Genomic DNA, 21257 nt, shown 5'->3' on the forward strand with positions numbered 1-21257 from the left:
TGGCGCTATGGCTGACCTGTTTGAAACCACCGCCCAAGAGGCATCTGATCGTACCGGACGCGAGGCTCCGCGCCCGCTGGCGGATCGTCTGCGCCCGCAAACCTTGTGCGAGGTGATTGGGCAGGAACAGGTGATCGGACCAGAGGCCCCCTTGGGGGTGATGCTGGCCGCCGGCGCGCTTGGCTCGCTGATTTTTTGGGGCCCGCCCGGCGTGGGCAAAACCACGATCGCGCGCCTTTTGGCCCATGAAACCGACCTGCATTTTGTGCAGATCAGCGCGATTTTCTCGGGTATTTCCGACCTGCGCAAAGTGTTTGAGGCCGCCAAAATCCGTCGCCAAAACGGGCAGGGCACCTTGCTGTTTGTGGACGAAATCCACCGTTTCAACAAAGCCCAGCAAGACGGCTTTCTGCCCTATATGGAAGACGGCACCATCCTTTTGGTGGGGGCGACCACGGAAAACCCCTCGTTTGAGCTCAATGCCGCTGTGCTCAGCCGCTCGCAGGTTCTGGTGCTGACGCGCCTCACGCTTGGTGATCTGGAACGGCTTGCGCAACGGGCCGAACAGGAATTGAACCGCCCCTTACCTTTGGATGGCCCCGCGCGCGAGGCGTTATTGGAAATGGCCGACGGGGATGGGCGCGCGCTTTTGAACCTGATCGAACAGGTCATGGCGTGGAAAATCCGTCCCGAAAACGGCGGCAAGCTGACCAAGGATGCCCTGTCGACGCGATTGATGAAACGCGCGGCGGTTTATGACAAATCCGGCGATGAGCATTACAATCTGATTTCCGCCTTGCATAAATCCATTCGCGGCTCTGACCCGGACGCCGCCCTTTATTGGCTGGCGCGCATGCTCGAGGGCGGCGAAGACCCGCGCTTTTTGGCGCGTCGTCTGACGATGATGTCGACCGAAGATATTGGCATGGCCGACCCGCAGGCCAACACCGTCTGTCTGAACGCCTGGCAAACCTATGAACGGCTGGGCAGCCCGGAAGGCGAGCTTGCCTTGGCCAATGCCGCCGTCTACCTCGCCCTCGCGCCGAAATCCAACGCGGTGTATGTGGGCATCAAAGCCGCGCGCCGGGCCGCACAGAAAACCGGATCCGAACCGCCACCCAAACATATTCTGAACGCGCCCACCGCCTTGATGGAAGATCAGGGATATGGTGCAGGTTATGCCTATGACCACGATGCGCCCGACGGGTTTTCGGGCCAGAATTACTTCCCCGAGACGATGAAACGCGGGGTCTATTATTTCCCGGTGGAACGCGGGTTTGAACGCGAGTTGAAAAAGCGCGTCGATTATTTTGCCAAGCTGCGTGCCAAACGCCCGGATTAAGCGCCAGATTTGTGCGCCATGTGACGACGGAGATGTGTGATGAAACAGCAAGATGACGAGCTTCCTGAGGGGGTGTCACGGGTGCGGATCTGGGATCCGGCGTTGCGGGTGTTTCATTGGGCGCTGGCCGCGGCTGTGATCGTGACATGGGGTCTTGGAAAATTTGGCCCGGCGATCATGACGCTTCATATGTACCTCGGTTACGCGGTGATTGGCCTGTTGGCGTTTCGCCTGATCTGGGGGGGCGTCGGGCCCAATCCCGCGCGCTTTTCCCATTTCCTGTTTGGTCCGAAAAAGACGCTGGCGTATGCGGCTACTTTGCCCAAACGCAGGCCCAGCTATTGGCCCGGTCACAACCCAATCGGCGCCTTGTCGGTGTTTGGCCTGCTGGCCATTTTGGGTGCGCAAGTGGCCACGGGGCTGATCTCGGACCCTGATGATTTCCTGAACGTGGGGCCGCTTGCGAAATATGTCTCGTTTGAGACCGCCCGCTTGGCCAATGGCTGGCATCACCGGCTGTCGCTGGTTGTGCTGCTCTTGGTGGGGCTGCATATCGCTGCGATCCTGTATTACCGCTTTTGGAAACGCGAAGATTTGGTCACGCCGATGATCACTGGGCAAAAAGCGGTCCGAGAAGCGGACGTGCGCGCCCCGCAAAACACCCCGCCGACGTCCCCCAGTGCTTGACAAAAGCCGCACTTCAGCCCAGTCAGTCCGCATGATGACACATCTTATCCAAGTTGCACTGGGCGGCGCGCTCGGGGCGTCCGCGCGCTATCTCACCGGGACCTTCGCAACCCGCCTTTTGGGCCACGGCTTTCCCGCAGGCACGATGATCGTGAATGTGCTGGGATCCTTTGCCATGGGCGTTTTGCTGGTGCTGCTGGCGCGCAAAGGCGGGCAGCAATTTGCCCCGTTTCTGATGGTGGGGGTGTTGGGTGGCTTCACCACCTTTTCGTCGTTTTCGCTGGATGCTCTGACGTTGTTTGAACGCGGTCAGCACGGCGTGGCCTTGGGCTATGTGTTGGCATCTGTTGGGCTGTCTTTGGCGGCGATTGTGGCGGGCGTATTTGCGACCCGAATGGTGTTGGCATGAGCAAGGTTCAAGTGGTGACACTGAGCGAGGATGACGCAGAGCAACGCATTGATCGTTGGGTGCGCCGGATGTTTCCCCATGTGGGGCAGGGGCGCATTGAAAAAGCGTGCCGCAAGGGAGAGATCCGTGTGGACGGCGCCAAGGTGAAAACCTCAACCCGCGTGGGGCCGGGGTCACAAATCCGCGTGCCGCCCTTTCCGCTGCCCGCTGAAGGCGACGTGAAACCCAAGCCGCAGCCGCGCGTCACGGATGCCGACGCCAAGATGATCCAATCCTGCGTTCTCTATCGGGATGAGCATATCATCGCGATCAACAAACCGCCCGGATTGCCCAGCCAGGGGGGGTCAAAACAGACCCGCCATGTGGATGGTCTGGCCGAGGCGTTGAAGTTTGGCCGTGACGACAAGCCCCGCCTTGTGCACCGTTTGGACAAAGACACCTCGGGGGTGCTTTTGCTGGCGCGCACGCAAAAGATGGCAAATGAGCTGACCCGCGCCTTTCGCGCCCGCACCACCCGTAAGATTTATTGGGCCTTGGTCGCGGGTGTGCCGCAGCCCCGTTGGGGCACTTTGCGTTGGGGGCTTGTGAAAGCGCCCGGTGGCGGGCGCGGCGAAGGCGAGAAAATGATCTGTGTGCATCCGCGCCGCGTGGACAGCACGCCAGACGCCAAACGCGCCACCACCGAATATGCGGTGCTTTCAACCCTTGCGACCCGCGGTGCTTGGGTCGCAATGGTGCCGGTCACCGGCCGTACCCACCAGTTGCGCGCGCATATGGCGGAACTGGGCCACCCAATTGCGGGCGACGGCAAATATGGCGGATCCGGTCAGGAAAACCTTGGTGACGGTTGGGGCGCGATGCTGGGCGGTGAACTGTCCAAGAAACTGCACCTGCACGCGCGCACCATCAAATTTGAACATCCCGTCACCAAAAAAGAGATCACCATCACCGCCCCCTTGCCCGACCATATGCAACGCACCTGGGACTATATGGGCTGGAAAGACAATGATGTGGCCGAAGATCCGTTTGAAGATCAGGATCAATAGGGCAGGGCGGAACTGGGCATGAGCGATTTGCGTTTGGTGGTGTTTGATGTCGATGGCACGCTGATCGACAGCCAGGATTTTATCGTCGAGGCGATGAACCGGGCATTTGGCGACATGGGTGTTTGCTTACCAACCCGCGCCGAAATCCTGTCGATCGTCGGCCTGTCGCTGAACGAGGCGATCAGCCGTTTGGTGCCAGACATGTCCGCGCGCGATGTGGACCATGCCACCCAGCAATACAAAGACATGTTCATCAAGCTACGTGCCGAAAAAGGGGGCGAGGCGGCCGCCCCGATGTATCCCGGTGCGCGAAATGCCCTTGAGGTGTTGCATCAGCGCGACGAAGTGCTGTTGGGCGTGGCCACTGGTAAAGCCAAACGGGGCCTTGATCACGCCTATCACGCCCATGACATTGGGCATTTTTTCCTGACCAGTCAGACGGCGGACAACCACCCGTCAAAACCGCACCCGTCGATGCTTCACGCGACCCTGTCTGAGACCGGGGCCGAGGCGCATCAGGCGGTGATGATTGGCGACACCAGTTTTGACATCGAAATGGGGGTCGCGGCCGGGTTTCACACCATCGGTGTGACATGGGGATATCACGGGTCAGAGGCGTTGATCTCTGCCGGAGCTGACCGGCTGGTCGATTCTTATGACGCGCTTTTACCGGCGCTGGAACAGATTTGGGGCAAGATATGAGCGCTTGGGCAGCAAAAAGATTTTGGAAAGAGACCACAGTTGCGGCAACCGAGGGGGGATTTACCGTCGCCCTGGATGGCCGCTTGATCAAAACTCCGGCCAAAACACCCTTGGTGGTGCCGACCCGTGTATTGGCCGAGGCGATGGCGGTGGAATGGGACGCACAAGAGGAAAAGGTGGACCCAAACACCATGCCGTTTACCCGCATGGCGAACTCCGCCATCGACAAGGTTGTCCCGCAATTTGCCGAGGTGGCCGACATGTTGGCGGCCTATGGCGACAGCGATCTTTTGTGTTACCGCGCGACCAACCCAGAAGAGTTGATTGCCCGCCAATCTGCGCTATGGGATCCGGTGCTGGATTGGGCCGAATCGGCCCTAAATGTCCGCCTGATCCCGGTCGCAGGTGTGATCCATGCCCCACAAAACCCGCAGGATTTGGCCCGGATGACCGCCCGCGTGCATGATTTTTCGCATTTTCAGCTGGCGGCCTTTCACGATCTTGTGTCCATTTCCGGATCCTTGGTGCTGGGGTTTGCGGTTTCTGAGGGGCATTTGTCGCCAGAACAGGCCTGGGATCTGTCGCGGGTTGATGAAAAATGGCAGGAAGAGCAATGGGGCAAGGATGATCTGGCGACCGAACAGGCGGCGGTGAAACGCGACGCATTTATCCATGCCCACCGTTTTTTCCGACATTGCGCCGTATAAATCCGTCACCCTGCCAATAATCTTCGCAACCCTCACGTTAGCGTCTGACAGATTCTGTCGCTTTCCCCTGCGTCATGTATTTATATTTTCGATGTAACCCTTGACGAATTCTGATGAATTTGCACAAACTCTTGGCACGCTGAGAGGGGGGAGAGCCCTTTCGCAAACTGACCCACGGCCATTTGGCCGATAAGAATGCCCGAAAATCGGGTGAACTCAGGAAGAGGTAAAAATGAAAAAAACCGTATTTCTTGGCGCATTGACTGTCGCCGGACTTGCTGCTGGTGCTTCGGCAGCTGCGACGCTTGATGATGTCAAAGCCCGCGGTAAATTGAACTGTGGTGTGACCACCGGCCTTGTTGGCTTTGCGGCACCTGACGCAAACGGCAACTGGGAAGGTTTCGACGTTGCGGTCTGCCGCGCGGTTGCTGCTGCTGTTCTTGGCGATGCAAACGCTGTTGAATTCGTTCCAACCACCGGTAAAACACGTTTCACCGCGCTGGCATCTGGCGAAGTTGACATGCTGGCGCGTAACACCACTTGGACGCTGTCTCGCGACGCTGACCTGAAGTTCACATTTGTTGGTGTGAACTACTATGACGGCCAAGGCTTCATGGTACACAAAGACATGGGCGTCAGCTCGGCGAAAGAACTGGATGGTGCAACTGTTTGTATCCAAACCGGGACCACCACCGAATTGAACTTGGCCGATTTCTTCCGTGCCAACAACATCAGCTATGAGCCGGTTCCGATCGAAACCAACGCTGAAGGTCAGCAACAGTACCTTGCCGGTGCGTGCGACACCTACACCACCGATGCGTCGGGTCTGGCCGCAACACGCGCCACATTTGAAGATCCATCAGCGCATGTTGTTCTTCCGGAAATCATTTCGAAAGAGCCACTTGGTCCGCTTGTTCGCCACGGCGACAACGAGTGGGGCGACATTGTCCGCTGGACATTGAACGCGCTGATCTCGGCTGAAGAGCTGGGTATCACATCGGCAAACATCGGTGAATTGTCGGCTGCGGCTGGCGACAACCCAGAAATCAACCGTATTCTTGGTACCGAAGGCAACCTGGGCGAAATGCTTGGTCTGGATGCTGAATGGGCCAAACGTGCGATTATGGCTGGCGGTAACTACGGCGAAGTCTTTGCGAAAAACATCGGCGAAGACACACCGATCGCTCTGGCCCGTGGCCTGAACGCTCAGTGGCAAGACGGTGGCCTGATTTACTCACCACCCTTCCGCTAATTACATCTGAAAGGGGCGTGGAAATTCCACGCCCCTTTCTTCTTTACGTGACCGCACTCTGGCAGAGCGCGCCGAAACGGCGCAGACAAAAACAAAAATGCCAGAGGCTACGGGGATGTCCTTATGACAACGACTACAGACCCTCATCAGGGCCAGTTCCGTCTGTCGATGCTTTTGTACGACAGCCGCTACCGCTCGATGACCATTCAGATTATTGCCCTTATCGGCTTTCTGTTGCTTCTCGGCTGGATCTTTTCAAACACCGCACAAAACCTGACCGACCTGGGTAAAGAACCCAGTTTCCGGTTCATGGGGGAACCTGCGGGGTATGATATCAACCAGCGACTTTTAGAATATTCCAACCAAGACACCCATTTGCGTGCGGCCCTGATCGGGCTGTTGAACACGCTGTTGGTGGCGGCGTTGGGCTGTATCACGGCCACCGTTCTGGGCGTGATCATTGGCGTGCTGCGCCTGTCGCCAAACTGGATCATTTCACGCCTGTCGGCCGTTTATGTGGAAATGTTCCGCAACGTGCCGGTGCTGTTGTGGATTGTGTTCATCATGGCGATCTTGATCGAGACATTGCCGTCGCCAAGCGCCTTTCGAAAAGGCGAGGCGTCACTGTCGCTTTGGGATTCTGTTGCGGTCACAAACCGCGGCATTTACATCCCAGAGCCATTGTTCACAAACACGCTTGGCAACCTGCATCTCTTTGGGAACAGCAGCCTTCGGTTTGACGTCAGTCTTGATTTGATTGCCATTTTGGCGGTGTTCATCGGCGGTCTTCTGACCTCTGGTCTGATCAAACGCCGTGCGGATCACACGCAAGAGGCCACCGGCACCCGTCCGACCACATGGTACTGGCGTCTGGGTGTTGTGGTGATCCCAACCTCGATTGTGCTTGTCCTGTTGGGCCTGCACTGGGGATATCCCGAGCTGAAGGGCTTTAACTTCAAAGGCGGGACGCATCTGCGCAACTCGCTGATTGCCCTGTGGCTGGCCCTGTCCGTCTATACGGCGGCCTTTATTGCCGAGATTGTCCGCGCGGGCATTTTGGCGATTTCCAAAGGTCAATCCGAGGCGGCTGGCGCATTGGGGCTTCGTTCAAATCGCACCATGTCCTTGGTGATCCTGCCGCAAGCCTTGCGCGTGATCATTCCACCGCTGATTTCCAACTATCTCAACCTGACCAAAAACTCGTCTTTGGCGATTGCGGTTGGGTATATGGACATCACGGGGACGTTGGGGGGCATCACCATGAACCAAACCGGGCGCGAGCTTGAGACGGTTCTTCTGTTGATGCTTGTCTACCTCGCCATCTCGCTGACAATTTCCAGCGTGATGAACTGGTACAACGAATCTGTGAAGCTGAAGGAGCGCTGATATGTCTGATATGTCTTATGTCCGCTCTGATATGTTGCCCGAACGCACCCCACCCGCATCGTCGGTTGGTTTTGTGGGCTGGGCAAGAGCAAACCTGTTTAACGGGGTCGTCAATTCGATCCTGACCATCGTGTCGCTTGTCTTGATCTTTTTTGTGCTGGCGGCACTTTTGCCTTGGCTCTTTTCACCGACTTGGAACAGCGGCTCGCTGAACGAATGTCGTGAGATCCTGAACGGCCATGAAGGGGCCTGTTGGGGTGTGATCCACGAACGCTGGCAACAGCTTCTTTATGGGTTCTATCCAAACGGATCAGAGGCCGGCACTGTTGATCAACGCTGGCGTCCAAATCTGGCCTTCTTGTTGCTGTTCGTGGCGGTTATTCCGGTGCTTTTCAACATGATCTCGCGTCGGATGAACTGGGTGCTGTTGCTGGTGGCGCTGTCTTATGGCGCTTACGCTGTTGGCGGCACGCTTGGCATGATCACTGTTGTGGTCCTGCTGGCGGCGGCTGTGATTGTTGGCTACAAAGCGTTCAGCACTGACAAAGCGGCCCGCGCTGCTGAGATTGAAGCAGGGGCAAAACGCCTGCCCAATCCGTTGATCTTTTCCGCGATCTTCCCTTTCGTGGTGCCCTTCCTTCTGTGGGGTGGGTCCATTTGGGTCTTTGTTGGCGCAGCCCTTGGGTTTGTGCTGGCGGGCTTGGCCTATCGCTATCTGTCAGCCGCTGTCGGCAGCTTGGCCGGGATGATCATCTCGGTTCTGGTGGCGATTGTCTGGTGGCTGTTCTTGATCGGACCCTTCGCCAGCGCAATGGATGCGATCCTGCCAATCGCTTTGGAACAAATCGAAAGCCGGAAATTTGGTGGCTTTATGCTGTCGATCACCATTGGGGTTGTCGCCATTGGCATCTCGCTTCCCATCGGGATCGTGCTTGCCTTGGGCCGTCAGTCGGATCTGTTGATCGTCAAGGCGCTGTCTGTTGGTTTCATCGAGTTCATTCGCGGTGTGCCTCTGATCACGCTCTTGTTTGTGGCCTCAACGCTTCTGAACATCTTCCTGCCGCCGGGCACCAATTTTGACATCATCCTTCGGGTACTGATCATGGTGACCCTGTTTGCCTCGGCCTATATGGCAGAGGTGGTGCGGGGTGGTCTGGCCGCGCTTCCAAAAGGCCAATATGAGGCCGCGGACGCGCTGGGACTTGATTACTGGAAGGCACAACGGCTGATCATCATGCCGCAAGCCCTCAAGATCTCTATCCCGGGGATCGTTTCAACCTTCATCGGCGTCTTCAAAGACACGGTGCTGGTGTCGATCATCGGCCTTCTGGACCCGCTGGGTCTGTCCAATGCCATCCGTGCGGATCAGGCGTGGAACGGTGTGGTGTGGGAGCTTTACGGCTTCATCGCCTTCATGTTCTTCGTGTTCTGTTTTTCTATGTCCCGCTATTCGATGTATCTTGAACGTCGTCTACGCACGGGTCACAAATAAAGGAGTAGGGTATGTCTTCAATTACTCTCGACCATCACGCAGACCGCTCGGCCATGAAAGTGTCAGATCAGGTTGCCATCGACATCCGTGGGATGAACAAATGGTACGGTGCGTTTCACGTACTGCGCGACATTGATCTGACCGTCTATGAAGGCGAACGGATTGTTATTGCGGGGCCTTCGGGGTCCGGTAAATCCACGCTCATCCGCTGTATCAACCGGCTGGAAGAGCACCAAGAAGGGCAGATCATCGTTGACGGAACCGAGCTGACCTCGGATCTGAAAAACGTCGATAAAGTGCGTTCCGAAGTGGGGATGGTGTTTCAACACTTCAACCTCTTCCCGCATCTGACCATTCTGGAAAACTGCACGCTGGCCCCCATCTGGGTGCGCAAGACGCCCCGTAAAGAGGCGGAAGAAGTGGCGATGCATTTCCTTGAAAAAGTGAAGATCCCAGAGCAGGCCCATAAATATCCGGGCATGCTTTCAGGTGGTCAGCAACAGCGTGTGGCGATTGCCCGTTCGCTGTGCATGATGCCGCGCATTATGCTTTTCGATGAACCCACCTCGGCGCTTGACCCCGAGATGATCAAAGAAGTGCTGGAAACCATGGTGTCACTCGCAGAAGAAGGCATGACCATGCTCTGCGTGACCCACGAAATGGGCTTCGCCAAAGAGGTCGCCAACCGCGTGATCTTTATGGACCAAGGGCAGATTGTGGAACAGAACGAACCAGAAGAGTTCTTCAACAACCCACAATCCGAACGCACCAAATTGTTCCTCAGCCAGATCCTGTAATCTCGCTGACCACGATATTAAAACGCCCCGGAGCTTGCTGCGGGGCGTTTTCTTTTGCCCAGAACGACACCCCTAACGCTTCGGTGGCCTCGCTCCGCTCGGCGGATTTTCTTGCCTTCGGCGAAGGTATTTTTGGCAAGAAAAAGTAACGTGCGATTAACCAAGATCTGACAGGCTGAACTTACGGTACAGGCGGAGGCGCCGATGGCCGTGCAAGGAAAAGAGACAGGATCTCTTGGCAAAAGAGGGTCGCAAACCGCGCCCTCTTTTTCTTGCCTAAAATACCTCGGGGGTTCGAGGGTGTCTTAAAACGGCCCCGGCGACCGTTTGCCCGAAGAGCGGGCGGAGCCCATTGCAAGGCCCATGGGCAGCGCCCCTATGTGTTGCGATCCTAATGCCGGTCTCGTTTAAACTGCGTGATCCCGGCGACATCAGGCAACCAGCTCTCTCGTCGTTTGGTCCAGCATTCATAACTTGGCTGAAACTGGTCCGGGGCATCCATAGCCCCAAGGTGCAACTCGATCTCATTTCCGCTGCGTGCAAAGACGGATGAACCACAGGTTGGGCAGAAATGTCGCCCATGAAACTCCTGTGTGGCCCCGGTGATCTCTACCGCGTCTTGCGCAAAGATTGCGGCCGCATAAAAAAGCGCGCCGTGGTGTTTTCGACAGTCATTACAATGGCATATTCCAACGCGGTCTGGGGCGCCGGTGGCGGTGAAGCGTAGTTTCCCGCAAAGACATCCACCCGAATGCTGTTCCATCTGACGCGTGCCCCCTTGATCCTAAATCAGCTCGCGCGGCACCACAAATTCGACCACACGACCGCTTTTCCATTGCACCTGTGACCAATCGTCGGCGTCAAATTCAATCACCGCTGTGGCACCCGTTGGATAGTGGCTGAACTTCTCATGATTGGGCGTCTCAGCCACCAATTTGCGCGCCATATAGGCAGAGCCGGGGTTATGCGCGACCATCATCACGGTCTTGCCCTCTGCCATCGCCAGCACGTTGCGCATCGCGTCCGCGTCGGCCAGATAAAGCGCATCTGTGAACTGCGCCTCTGGGTCACCCACCATCGTCTCGGCAATATGTGTCCATGTCTGGCGGGTGCGCAAAGCGCCCGAGCACAGCACCTCATCCGGGACCAGGCCATGATCCGCCATCCAGCGCCCAATGGCCTTGGCTGAGGCGCGCCCCCGCTTGTTCAGCGGGCGGTCATGGTCGGCCAGATCGGCGTCTCCCCAACTGGATTTTGCGTGGCGGGTCAGGATCAGGGTCAGGGTCATGTCGGATGAAACGCTTTCATGTGAAAATGGGATTGCTCCGCCAGCCTGCCATAGGTTTGTGACACAGGGCAAACAGATCGCACCAAACACCCCTGCGTCAGACAGGCCTTGCCCTCTTTTGTGTCGAGATGGGCGTGACATCGCGCAACATCATACCCATCGCCGTTCAATGCCCCCACCGGGCAGGCGGTTTGACACGGGGCGGTGCAGGTGGTGCAAGGGGGCGTGGGCGTGGCGGGCAGATCCAACAGATAGGGCAGGCGCAACGCCCCGCGAAAGCTGACCCACAACCCGGCGCGATCATGCACCAACAAGGTGACGGGCGATTGCCACGCGCGGCCTGACTGCATCGCCCAGCTGAAAAACGGTGCATAGGGTGGGCCGTCTGACGGGAACAGCGCTGTGCCCCCAAATTGCTGTGCCAAAGGCGCGATCACCCGCTTTGACCAACGATCCATCGGGTCCGGCGCGCCGTCACCGGCCTCAGGCGCGGATGAGAACACGGCCCAAAATCCCGGCTCATGCGGCCCCAGCAAAAGCACCGTGTCAGCCCCCTCATGCAGAGCGCCAAACACATCAAGCTGCACCGCTTGGGCGGCTTTTGTGATCTCACCCAAGCTCGCAGGCGCGGTCATTTCTTTTGAAACGGAAGCATCAGGCTCCACCCCAATTTACCGGGCTTCTCATCCTGCCACTCAAGCCCAATCACCATCTCATCATGACCATCGCGCGGCTGATCAGTATAGGTGCGAAAGATCCGATCCCAGATCGACAGGCAAAACCCATAGTTGCTGTCTGTTTCGTCCCGGTGCACTGAATGATGCACGCGGTGCATGTCAGGCGTGACCAGAATTTGGCGCAAGATGCGGTCGACACCCAGCGGCAGGCGCATATTGGCGTGGTTGAACATCGCCGACCCATTCAGCACAATTTCAAACAGGATCACCCCAAGCGCGGGCGCGCCGATCAGGTAGACAACGCCGATTTTAATCAGCATTGAGGCTGCAATTTCAATGGGATGAAAGCGCAACGCGGTCGAGACATCAATATCGCGGTCCGCATGATGCACCCGGTGCAATCGCCACAACACCGGCACCTTGTGAAACACCATGTGCTGAAACCAGATCGCAAAATCCAGAATGATCATCGCCAAAATCACCGATACCCAACTGGGCAGGGACACGAGGTTCAATATCCCCCAGCCTTGCGTACCGGCATCCAGCGCCGCCCCCACCGCCAGCAGTGGCAGAAACACGGCCATCACGCGGGTGGTCAGGCTGTCGATGACGATAATCGCGAAATTCGTGGTCCAACGCTGGGTGCGCGACAAAGCCCGCCCGCGCCGGGGGGCCAGTGTTTCAATCAGGGTGAACAGGGCAAACAGACCCAAAAAGGCCGCCAGCCGGATAAGCGCTTCGTTTTCCATGAGGCTAACCTAGGCGCAATCTGTTGGGACGCAATGCACAAATTTGCGACCAAATGACGTCTGGGTGTTAGTTGCGAATGATCGAACCAGCGCCGTGGTCGGTGTAAAGCTCAAGCAGGCAGGCATTGGGCGCGCGACCGTCCAGAATAACCACCGCACGCACCCCGTCCTCGATGGCGGCAAGGGCGGTTTCGGTTTTGGGGATCATCCCGCCAGCAATCACGCCGGACGCGGTGAGCTCGTGGATATGTTCGATGGAAAGTTCGGTCAAAACCTCGCCATCCGCGCCTTTTACGCCCTCAATATCGGTCAGCAACAAAAGACGATCAGCCTTAAGGGCGGCGGCAATGGCCCCCGCCATCGTGTCGCCGTTGATGTTATATGTCTCACCATTTCGGCCCGCCCCAAGCGGCGCAATCACCGGAATGGTTTCCGCCTCGGCCAGCGATTGCAGCACCGACACATCCACATCCGCGGGGGTGCCAACAAAGCCAAGATCGGGGTTGGTTTGATCACAGATCACAAGATTTGCGTCCTTGCCAGACAGGCCCACTGCCTTGCCGCCCTCGGCATTAATCGCTTGCACAATGCGCTTGTTCACGCTGCCGGACAGGACCATTTCCACCACTTCCACAGTGGCTTGATCCGTCACGCGCTTGCCGTTCACAAACTCGCTTTTGATCGCAAGTTTATCGAGCATCGCGTTGATCATCGGCCCGCCGCCATGCACCACAACCGGGTTCACGCCAACATGACGCATCAGCACAATATCGCGCGCAAAGCTTGCCATTTCCTCGTCGCTGCCCATGGCGTTGCCGCCAAATTTGATGACAACCGTTGCCCCGGCATAGCGCTGCAAATAGGGCAGGGCCTGGGACAAAGTTCTGGCGGTGGCGATCCAATCACGGTTCATGTTTTGCGTCTTCATGGCTGATCCTCATTCCATACCTGTGTTAGTGCCTGCGCGCGGGCCTGCCAAGGGGCATTGCGCCCAAACTTCGCAGTGGTAGGGTGGGCGCAATCGCAGGAGGCGCATATGGCAGACGACCGCAGAACACTTCTTTTGACCGGGGCCAGCCGCGGGATCGGCCACGCCACCGTGCGCAAGTTTAACGCCGAAGGCTGGCGGGTGATCACCTGTTCGCGCCAACCTTTCCCCGAGCAATGCCCCTGGGGTGGCGGTCAGGAAAACCATGTTGTGCTGGATCTGTCAGACCCCGCCGACACCATCAATGCCGTTGGAATCATTCAGGAAAAACTGGACGGGCGGCTGGACGCGCTGGTCAATAACGCTGGAATTTCCCCCAAAGGACCAGAAGGCGAGCGGCTAAATACGCTCGACACCGGTTTGATGGATTGGGGCAAAGTCTTTCATGTGAATTTCTTTGCATCGGTCGTATTGGCCCGCGGGTTGAAGGACGAATTGGCGGCGGCCAAAGGGGCTGTGGTCAATGTGACCTCGATCGCCGGGTCGCGCGTGCACCCGTTTGCGGGCGCCGCTTACGCAACCTCTAAAGCCGCGCTCGCCGCGTTAACCCGCGAAATGGCGCATGACTTCGGCCCCATGGGCGTGCGTGTAAATGCGATTGCGCCGGGCGAAGTGGAAACCGCAATTCTGTCCCCCGGCACCGATAAGATTGTCGAGAAATTGCCAATGCAACGGCTGGGCCAACCCGAAGAAGTTGCCTCGGCGATCTACTTCCTCTGCTCCGATCAATCCTCGTATATCTCAGGGGCTGAGATCGAGGTGAACGGCGCGCAGCACGTCTGATTTCGGGGTTTAAAGAGTTTACAGTTTTGCCAAAACCAACGGGCAAAACTTTAAAGTTTTGCGGTCTGGCACATTAAACAGTTTAAAGTTTCCGGTTTTCAGACTTTAAACTGTTTACAGTTTTGGATGCTGTGCCCAGAGGCCAAATACGGGGCCGGATCAGTCCAAACCCGCAATGATCGCGCGCAAAGTTTCGATCCCCAAACCTTTTTCAGATGAGGTCATTACCAGCTCTGGATATGCCGCCGGGTGCTTTGACAATGCACCGCGCACCTGCGCCAGCATCTTGTCCATGTCTTTGTCTTTGACCTTATCAACCTTGGTCAACACCACCTGAAACGTCACCGCGGACCGATCCAAAAGTGCCATAATCTCTTCATCCACAGGCTTTACACCGTGGCGGCTGTCCACCAACACAAAGGCGCGGCGCAGGCTGGCGCGGCCCGACAAATAGGCCTTCAACAGACGCTGCCAGCGTTCCACAATCGGCACGGGCGCATTGGCGAAACCATAGCCCGGAAGGTCGACCAAAAAGGGCCCGCCGGTGGTGGTGAAATAGTTGATCTCTTGCGTTCGGCCTGGGGTGTTTGACGCACGCGCCAACCCCTTGCGGCCCGTTAGCGCATTGATAAGGCTTGATTTTCCAACATTTGACCGCCCAGCAAAGCAGACCTCTAACCGGTCGGCATCGGGCATGCCGCTCATCGCAACCACGCCTTTTAAAAAGTCGGTGGCGCCCGCAAAAAGCTTGCGGCCTTTTTCGCGTGAAATGTCATCAGGCTCTTCAGCCATAGGGAAAGGCAATTGGCTCATGATAGCACCTCAATCTCGTCGTCCACGGCAATGTCGCCGGCTTTGATGACCACCGCATGTACGCCCATTTCCTGAATGTCCCAGCCCGCGCGCAAGGCACCGAGCGTGTCGGCATCGCGTTCCCCGGTGCGGGTGCTGGCTTCGGTCATGCGGCAGCGCGTGATCTCTTTTCGGATGAAAAACTCAGCTGATCCAATGCGGATGTTTTTGCCAACCCAGCTGCGTTCGTCCCAAGCGTCAAACCCGCGTATGAGCAGATTTCCGCGCCATCTGAGCGGTGAAAGCGGCCGGCCGATGTGGGCACAAATGGCATCATGGCTGGCCAAATTCATGATCGAAAGCGACAGGGTTTCGCTATCTGTCAGCGCGTTTTGCGCTTTGAAAATACCGGTGGGCTGCGGGCGACCACTTGGCGTAAGGGGTTGTAACCACTGGATAAATTTGTCCTGATCTGCAGGCAGGTCAGGGTTGATTGTGATCCCCGGCATCTTTGGGTGGGTCAGGGTAATCGTCCCTGTCACCGCGTCCATACGTGCATCCATCGCTTGCAGCAAAGGCACCCCAGCCCCGCGTGAAAAGTTGCGGCAATGCTGCCAACCACCGTCGTTGCGTTCACCCAGTTTTGCCGCCGTATGGGTCACCCCCCACTGCCGATCAAAGGGCAGGGCGCGGCCTGGTTCGAGCGTCGCCCCAACCAGCGCTTCGCGCCCATGCGCTTTAATCGGATGGCGCCAAATCTGGGCGAGTTGCCCCATCAGCCGGCGTCCTTGGTTTTACGCTTAAAGCTTTTCAAGACGTTGCCAAGCACGTTGGGTTTGTGACCGTGGCTGCGCATGATCAGGTATTGTTGCGTAAAGGTGATCGTGTTGTTGGCGATCCAGTAAAGCACCAGACCCGAGGCAAACCGGCCCAACATGAACATGAACACCCAAGGCATCCAGGCAAAGATCATCGCCTGTGTGGCATCGGTGGGTGCTGGGTTCAATTTCTGTTGCAACCACATGGAAATACCCAGAATGATTGGCAAAATCCCAAGGGATGCGATGGCCAGAACGCTTTCCGGACCTGGCGCCGCAAATGGCAAAAGTCCAAACAGGTTCAGGATGGAACTGGGATCAGGTGCCGACAGATCCTGGATCCAACCGATCCAAGGGGCGTGGCGCAATTCCATCGTGACAAAGATCACTTTATAGAGTGAAAAGAAGATCGGGATCTGCATCAGGATCGGCAAACACCCGGACGCCGGGTTCACCTTTTCCCGCTTATACAGCTCCATCATTTCTTTTTGAACTTTGGCACGGTCGTCGCCCGCCGCTTCCTTGATCTTCTCCATTTCCGGCTGAAGCTCTTTCATCTTGGCCATGGAAACATAGGATTTATATGCGAGCGGGAAGAGCACTGCCTTGATCACCAGCGTCAGCCCGATGATCGCCCAACCCATATTGCCAATCACGCTGTGAAGCCAGTGGAGCATGGCAAAAATTGGTTTTGTGAGGAAGAAAAAGAAGCCCCAGTCGATTGTGTCGAGGAAATTTGTGACGTCTTCAGATTTCTGGTAGTTGCGTATGGTTTCCCATTCTTTTGCGCCCACAAACAACCTTGTATCGACGGATTCGGTTTGCCCGGCGTCGACCGTCAAAGTGTCGAGTTGCGCATAAGTTCGGTAGGTATCAGTTGTTTCGTTGTACTGAAAGACCGAGGTGAAGGCGTTGTTCGACGCGGGAATAAGCACAGACATCCAGTAGTGGTCTGTGAAACCCGTCCAACCTTTTCCGCTTACATCTTTTACATCGGCAACCACACCAGGGCTTGACCAGCGAGCGGACAGTTCATCGCGGGCATCAATGTCGCGCAGGTGTTTGTATTTGAAATACTCGCGTTCATCGTCGTTTTGGCGAAGCGCCCCTTCATGGAGGATAAAGAAACCCTTGAGATCAGATGGTTCACCATGTCGAGCGAGCACACCATAGGGGGCCAATCGCTGTGCCTTCGTACCTGTGTTTTCGACGGACTGACGAATTGTAAACATGAATTTTTCGTCGACCATAAGCGTGCGACGGAAAATAAGGCCGTTGTGGTTTTCCCATCGGAGTGTGACAGGCGTTGTCGGGGTGAGTGTTGTCCCCTCTTCAATACTCCAAACAGTCGATGGGCTCGGCACATCCTCTACGGCGGTGTCGCCGCCCGGGGTCCAGCCATATACCGCATAGTAGGCTTCGGGCTGCCCTGTGGGTTTCAAAAGTTTGACAATTGGGCTCTCGTCGGACAGCTCGGTGTGATAGGCTTTCAAACTAATGTCGTCAAAGCGGCCACCAAGCAAAGAGATCGAGCCGGCAAGCTCTGGCGTGTCGATTGCAATGCGTGGAACTTCGGCCAATGTGGCGGCGACATCGTCTGCCGCTGAAGTAATCGGTGCGGTGCCGGCACTTGTCTCAAGCCCTGCGGATGGCACGGTGTTTTCTGCAACAACCGCTGGCACGTTATCTTGTGTTGGTGCCGGGTCTGCCGGCGGAAACATGATCATCCATCCGGTGATTACGAGGAAACTTAATACTGTTGCCAGGATCAGGTTCTTATTCTGGTCGTCCATTTGGCCCACCGCTCTTGAAGAATTGGTCAGAGTGGTTCAAGCGGTCCAGAGGCAAAAGGTCAAGCAGTTTTCCCAGATTCTTAAGCTTCTTTACTTACGCGCGCTTGGGGAGAACAGCTGATGCGGCGACTTTTTCCTCCAAGGTTTGCAGCCAACCGACAGTGGCATCAAACGGCATTGGCTTTGCGATTGAGTACCCTTGGACATGGGTACAACCTAATTGCCCGAGCATGGCATGCTCGCCATGGGTTTCGACACCTTCTGCGATAGCTTCCAGGCCCAGGCGTTCCGCCATCGTCAAGATGGCTGCAATCATGCTTTGTTGGTCTCGGTCCGTGTCGACATGTGTGACAAAGGAACGGTCGATTTTGATGCGGCTTACATCAAATCGCCGAATGCTTGAGATAGAAGCGTGACCAGTCCCGAAGTCATCAAGGTCCACGCCGCAACCCAATTGTGAGAAAGAGGCGATATTGCGAGATGTGATATCATCATCCGAGCGCGCCACTACCGTTTCGAGGATTTCAACGGTCAGGCGTTCAGGGTCAAGTTCGAACCGGTCAAGTTCCCATTTTACTTTTTCAAACAGACGTGGATTGCGTAATTCGTCCGCCGAGAAATTTACCGAGATTGCAGGCACCTTCAACCCGAGTTTATCCCAATCTTTCAGGGCTGTTAGGGAGTGATAGAGAATAACTTCACCAAGCCGTTCGGAAAGCCCCGCCTGAACAAGGGCAGGTAAAAAGGCGCCGGGTGCAATCAGGCCTTTTTCGGGATGGTGCCAACGCGCCAAGGCTTCAAACCCGGACAACGCCCCTGTGTCTGTCGACAGCTGAGGTTGGAACCAGGGCACAATTTGCCCGTCATTCAGTGCATTGAGAATTTCTTTTACGGTGTGTTCAGAGGCTGAAACACGGGGTTTCATTTCATTAGAATAGGCGCGAATCGATCCTGGGCCAGAGAGCCGAGCCTCTTGCAGGGCGCTTTCGGCAGCGGCCAGAATGGCTTCGCCAGTTTTTTCAGAGACGCGAGAGGGAAGGGCAAACCCCACTGACAGGGTGCAGTGAACCTGTACGTTTTCGTTTGTGAGGGGAGTGTCAAATGCCGTTTGGATGCGCGAGGAAAGCTGAATCAAGGCTTCGAGATCAGCCCGGCGGGTTTTGTCGAGGCAGAGGCCGAACCGTGCGCTACCGAGATAGGTGACCATATCGGTGGCCCGTAAAACACTTTTTATGCGTTCGCCACATGTGAACAGCATACGGTCAGCAATATCTTCGCCAAGATTGCGCCGGGCGTTCGCAAAATCATCCACCTCCATCACGACGCAGGCTTTGGTCGGAGAGTTCTCGCGCAGGATTGAGCGATCGATGGATTTGATAAGCCGGTCCCGCAATGGGAGCTCTGTCACCGGATCGACGGGGCCAGAATTCGCCCGTGGGGTGGGTTGGGTCATAATCCCCGCCAGCAGCAAAATGCCTGGGAAAACAATGGCAAAGAACATCAAGAAGCCCTCGCCGCCGAACCAATAAATTCCCAATGCAGCCGCTGGCAAAAACGCCGCTAGCTGGGGCCCAACCAATGCTGTGCGAATGGTTTCTTTAACGCGATGCGAAATATGAGAAGTGCCGGTGGCAGCCATGCTTCTTCGTCCTCTTGACCCGAAGCAGGAGCGCCTCGTCTAAGGACAAATTAGGAACACGGTGTCAATCGAACGTTAATGCGAGAGGGAATTTTAAGTTTATTTTTCACTATCTGCGGGCGACGGTCGTGAAAGCCCAACAAAATCGAACAATTGTGGATCCAAAAGATGGCTGGGGCGGGTGTTCATAAGCGCTTTGAACATGATTTGTCGCCGTCCGGGGAAGTTTTTTTCCCACTGATCTATGATTCCCTTAACCTGTTGCCGCTGCAATCCGTCCTGTGATCCACAGAGGTCGCAGGGGATGATGGGATAGTTCATTTGGGTGGCAAATTTTTCGCAATCCGCTTCGGCCACATGTGCAAGCGGGCGGTAAACAAACAAATCGCCTTCTTCATTCACCAGTTTTGGCGGCATGGTTGCAAGGCGGCCACCGTGAAAGAGGTTCATGAAAAAGGTTTCCAGAATGTCGTCGCGGTGATGGCCCAATACTACCGCAGAACACCCTTCTTCACGGGCGATTCTGTAAAGATTTCCGCGTCGCAGACGGGAGCAGAGTGAACAAAACGTGCGCCCTTGGGGGATCTTATCCATGACAATGGAATAGGTGTCTTCATATTCGATCCGGTGCGGAACCTGCATGTCTTCCAAGAACTTAGGCAAGACCGTCGCTGGAAAATTGGGCTGTCCCTGATCCAGATTGCAGGCCACCAACTCCACCGGCAGCACACCACGCCATTTCAGCTCATAAAGGGCGGCCAACATGGTGTAGCTGTCTTTGCCGCCAGACAGGCAAACAAGCCATTTGGCCCCGCGTTCCACCATGCCATATTGATCAATGGCTTCGCGTACATTGCGGATGATCCGCTTGCGCAGTTTCTTAAACTCGGTGGTCGAAGGGGCGCCAGCGAAGAGCGGGTGGATGTCATCAAGCGTGTCAGTCATGGCCCGCATTTAGGCGGTTTCGCCCAGCCTGACAAGCACAAGGGGGAAATGGTCATGATCAAGGTGGTGCATTGCGTCCTTAATTATTGAGTGAGCTTGTCAGGCCCGCTGCATGGCATGCTGCGGACGGTCGGGGGACATGGTGAATGTGATGATAACCGCGATCAGCGGGGCGCATTCTTGTCACCGCTACAGGATAATGTCCCGTGTGGGCAATTTTTCCTTGCGGGCTTTCGGCGTTGTGTCCGTCAGCCCGACGTCCCTGTGCAGGTTTTTAGGCACCTTTCTGCGCCGTTTGCGGAGGGGCGTTGGATGCCCCGCAAAAAGGGCCGCGCGCAACACGCGCCAACGGCCGTGACGTTCCACAAGGGCTTCGATCACCTGTGCCATCGGGTTCTTGGGGCGCGGTGGGTAAATCAATGTTCTGACATCGCTCATCTGGCATTCCTTTCGTGATTCTTATGCGTTTTGCGACCTCAAGTGAGGTTTAGCTCAAGCACTAATTTGCCACCAAATTGGCCGCGCATTGGCCGCACGGGACCGTTCGATGGCGCCGCGGCGCATCGAGCAATCGGATCTGGTGGTGGTTTGGATGCGGCGCGACCGATCAGGAAATTGTCCTGTCAGCCGCGCTTGAAATTACATCATGAGATCTCGGAATGGCGGGGGTGGATCGCGCGGCGGAAGTCCAATGTCGCGCCGCAAATGATTGCTCATCCCCTTGTTCAGCGGGCGTCGCCGCAGACGTGCCAGCATGTTTGCCAACAGCACACGGGTCACGCGCAGGCCGCCATATTCGGTGACAATCGCGTCGATCAAATCCTGAAGGCGCACAGCCCCAGGGTGAAAATTACTGTCCATCATTGTTGTGTAACCGGCTGGAATGCCGGCCCTCTTGTTTGGTGTACACACGAAGGTGCAATTCGGGTGAAAAGGTTGGATGTCCCACAGCGAAACAAGGGCAG

Annotated in this window: 23 protein-coding genes; 11 read left to right on the top strand and 12 right to left on the bottom strand. The window is 56.4% G+C overall.

Annotation, left to right across the window (positions count from 1 at the left end; all coding sequences use genetic code 11):
* Positions 1 to 7 precede the first annotated feature (7 nt).
* From KKW20_RS00185 to KKW20_RS00230, 10 genes are all read left to right on the top strand, one after another.
* Positions 8 to 1342: a replication-associated recombination protein A gene (locus KKW20_RS00185; RefSeq protein ID WP_214565088.1), complete on the top strand. Its 1335-nt coding sequence runs from the start codon at positions 8 to 10 to the stop codon at positions 1340 to 1342.
* 39 nt (positions 1343 to 1381) lie between these two features.
* The gene (locus tag KKW20_RS00190) at positions 1382 to 2029 is read left to right on the top strand and encodes a cytochrome b/b6 domain-containing protein (RefSeq protein ID WP_214565090.1); all 648 of its coding nucleotides are present in this window, start codon (positions 1382 to 1384) and stop codon (positions 2027 to 2029) included.
* Positions 2030 to 2060: 31 nt separating this feature from the next.
* Complete coding sequence (crcB, locus tag KKW20_RS00195) at positions 2061 to 2438, top strand: fluoride efflux transporter CrcB (RefSeq protein ID WP_214565092.1); 378 nt, start codon at positions 2061 to 2063, stop codon at positions 2436 to 2438.
* The gene (locus KKW20_RS00200; RefSeq protein WP_214565094.1) at positions 2435 to 3484 is read left to right on the top strand and encodes an RluA family pseudouridine synthase; all 1050 of its coding nucleotides are present in this window, start codon (positions 2435 to 2437) and stop codon (positions 3482 to 3484) included. The genes crcB and KKW20_RS00200 overlap by 4 nt, the downstream gene beginning before the upstream one ends.
* 18 nt (positions 3485 to 3502) lie before the next feature.
* Entirely contained in the window at positions 3503 to 4186 is a 684-nt protein-coding gene (locus KKW20_RS00205) for an HAD-IA family hydrolase (protein ID WP_214565096.1), read from the top strand.
* The gene (locus KKW20_RS00210) at positions 4183 to 4893 is read left to right on the top strand and encodes an ATP12 family chaperone protein (RefSeq protein WP_214565098.1); all 711 of its coding nucleotides are present in this window, start codon (positions 4183 to 4185) and stop codon (positions 4891 to 4893) included. Before KKW20_RS00205 ends, KKW20_RS00210 begins: the two co-directional genes overlap by 4 nt.
* 232 nt (positions 4894 to 5125) lie before the next feature.
* On the top strand, positions 5126 to 6145 hold the full coding sequence (locus tag KKW20_RS00215) for an amino acid ABC transporter substrate-binding protein (RefSeq protein ID WP_214565100.1): 1020 nt from the start codon (positions 5126 to 5128) through the stop codon (positions 6143 to 6145).
* Positions 6146 to 6268: 123 nt separating this feature from the next.
* On the top strand, positions 6269 to 7531 hold the full coding sequence (locus KKW20_RS00220; protein ID WP_214565102.1) for an amino acid ABC transporter permease: 1263 nt from the start codon (positions 6269 to 6271) through the stop codon (positions 7529 to 7531).
* A gap of 1 nt (position 7532) precedes the next feature.
* Positions 7533 to 9023, top strand: coding sequence for an amino acid ABC transporter permease (locus KKW20_RS00225; protein WP_214565104.1), 1491 nt, complete (start codon positions 7533 to 7535; stop codon positions 9021 to 9023).
* An 11-nt stretch (positions 9024 to 9034) separates the two neighbouring features.
* Entirely contained in the window at positions 9035 to 9820 is a 786-nt protein-coding gene (locus tag KKW20_RS00230) for an amino acid ABC transporter ATP-binding protein (protein WP_214565106.1), read from the top strand.
* Between the two features lie 391 nt (positions 9821 to 10211).
* Here KKW20_RS00230 and KKW20_RS00235 read toward each other — a convergent pair whose 3' ends face one another.
* From KKW20_RS00235 to argB, 5 genes are all read right to left on the bottom strand, one after another.
* The gene (locus KKW20_RS00235; protein ID WP_214565108.1) at positions 10212 to 10583 is read right to left on the bottom strand and encodes a GFA family protein; all 372 of its coding nucleotides are present in this window, start codon (positions 10581 to 10583) and stop codon (positions 10212 to 10214) included.
* A gap of 21 nt (positions 10584 to 10604) precedes the next feature.
* Positions 10605 to 11108: a SixA phosphatase family protein gene (locus KKW20_RS00240; RefSeq protein ID WP_214565110.1), complete on the bottom strand. Its 504-nt coding sequence runs from the start codon at positions 11106 to 11108 to the stop codon at positions 10605 to 10607.
* The gene (locus KKW20_RS00245) at positions 11105 to 11743 is read right to left on the bottom strand and encodes a ferredoxin (protein WP_214565112.1); all 639 of its coding nucleotides are present in this window, start codon (positions 11741 to 11743) and stop codon (positions 11105 to 11107) included. The genes KKW20_RS00240 and KKW20_RS00245 overlap by 4 nt, the downstream gene beginning before the upstream one ends.
* The gene (locus KKW20_RS00250; RefSeq protein ID WP_214565113.1) at positions 11740 to 12534 is read right to left on the bottom strand and encodes a sterol desaturase family protein; all 795 of its coding nucleotides are present in this window, start codon (positions 12532 to 12534) and stop codon (positions 11740 to 11742) included. The genes KKW20_RS00245 and KKW20_RS00250 overlap by 4 nt, the downstream gene beginning before the upstream one ends.
* A gap of 67 nt (positions 12535 to 12601) precedes the next feature.
* Positions 12602 to 13462, bottom strand: a complete 861-nt coding sequence (gene argB, locus KKW20_RS00255; RefSeq protein ID WP_214565114.1) for an acetylglutamate kinase — start codon at positions 13460 to 13462, stop codon at positions 12602 to 12604.
* A gap of 108 nt (positions 13463 to 13570) precedes the next feature.
* On the opposite strand from argB, the gene KKW20_RS00260 reads away from it, so the two are divergent.
* A complete protein-coding gene (locus KKW20_RS00260; RefSeq protein ID WP_214565115.1) occupies positions 13571 to 14305 on the top strand; it encodes an SDR family NAD(P)-dependent oxidoreductase in 735 nt (244 codons plus the stop codon).
* Positions 14306 to 14464: 159 nt separating this feature from the next.
* Here the strand turns inward: KKW20_RS00260 and yihA are convergent, their stop codons facing one another.
* The 7 genes from yihA to KKW20_RS00295 all read right to left on the bottom strand — a co-directional run bounded on the left by yihA (position 14465) and on the right by KKW20_RS00295 (position 21156).
* The gene (gene yihA / locus KKW20_RS00265) at positions 14465 to 15118 is read right to left on the bottom strand and encodes a ribosome biogenesis GTP-binding protein YihA/YsxC (RefSeq protein ID WP_214565116.1); all 654 of its coding nucleotides are present in this window, start codon (positions 15116 to 15118) and stop codon (positions 14465 to 14467) included.
* Positions 15115 to 15873: an MOSC domain-containing protein gene (locus tag KKW20_RS00270; RefSeq protein WP_214565117.1), complete on the bottom strand. Its 759-nt coding sequence runs from the start codon at positions 15871 to 15873 to the stop codon at positions 15115 to 15117. Before KKW20_RS00270 ends, yihA begins: the two co-directional genes overlap by 4 nt.
* Positions 15873 to 17708, bottom strand: coding sequence for a membrane protein insertase YidC (gene yidC / locus KKW20_RS00275; RefSeq protein WP_214565118.1), 1836 nt, complete (start codon positions 17706 to 17708; stop codon positions 15873 to 15875). The genes KKW20_RS00270 and yidC overlap by 1 nt, the downstream gene beginning before the upstream one ends.
* Positions 17709 to 17802: 94 nt before the next feature.
* Positions 17803 to 19347: a putative bifunctional diguanylate cyclase/phosphodiesterase gene (locus tag KKW20_RS00280; RefSeq protein ID WP_214565120.1), complete on the bottom strand. Its 1545-nt coding sequence runs from the start codon at positions 19345 to 19347 to the stop codon at positions 17803 to 17805.
* A gap of 99 nt (positions 19348 to 19446) precedes the next feature.
* The gene (ttcA, locus tag KKW20_RS00285; RefSeq protein ID WP_214565123.1) at positions 19447 to 20292 is read right to left on the bottom strand and encodes a tRNA 2-thiocytidine(32) synthetase TtcA; all 846 of its coding nucleotides are present in this window, start codon (positions 20290 to 20292) and stop codon (positions 19447 to 19449) included.
* 189 nt (positions 20293 to 20481) lie between these two features.
* The gene (locus KKW20_RS00290; protein ID WP_214565124.1) at positions 20482 to 20730 is read right to left on the bottom strand and encodes a hypothetical protein; all 249 of its coding nucleotides are present in this window, start codon (positions 20728 to 20730) and stop codon (positions 20482 to 20484) included.
* 201 nt (positions 20731 to 20931) lie between these two features.
* Entirely contained in the window at positions 20932 to 21156 is a 225-nt protein-coding gene (locus tag KKW20_RS00295; protein WP_214565126.1) for a hypothetical protein, read from the bottom strand.
* Positions 21157 to 21257: the final 101 nt, after the last annotated feature.

The organism is Aliiroseovarius lamellibrachiae, from assembly GCF_018599245.1.
Lineage (GTDB): Bacteria > Pseudomonadota > Alphaproteobacteria > Rhodobacterales > Rhodobacteraceae > Aliiroseovarius > Aliiroseovarius lamellibrachiae.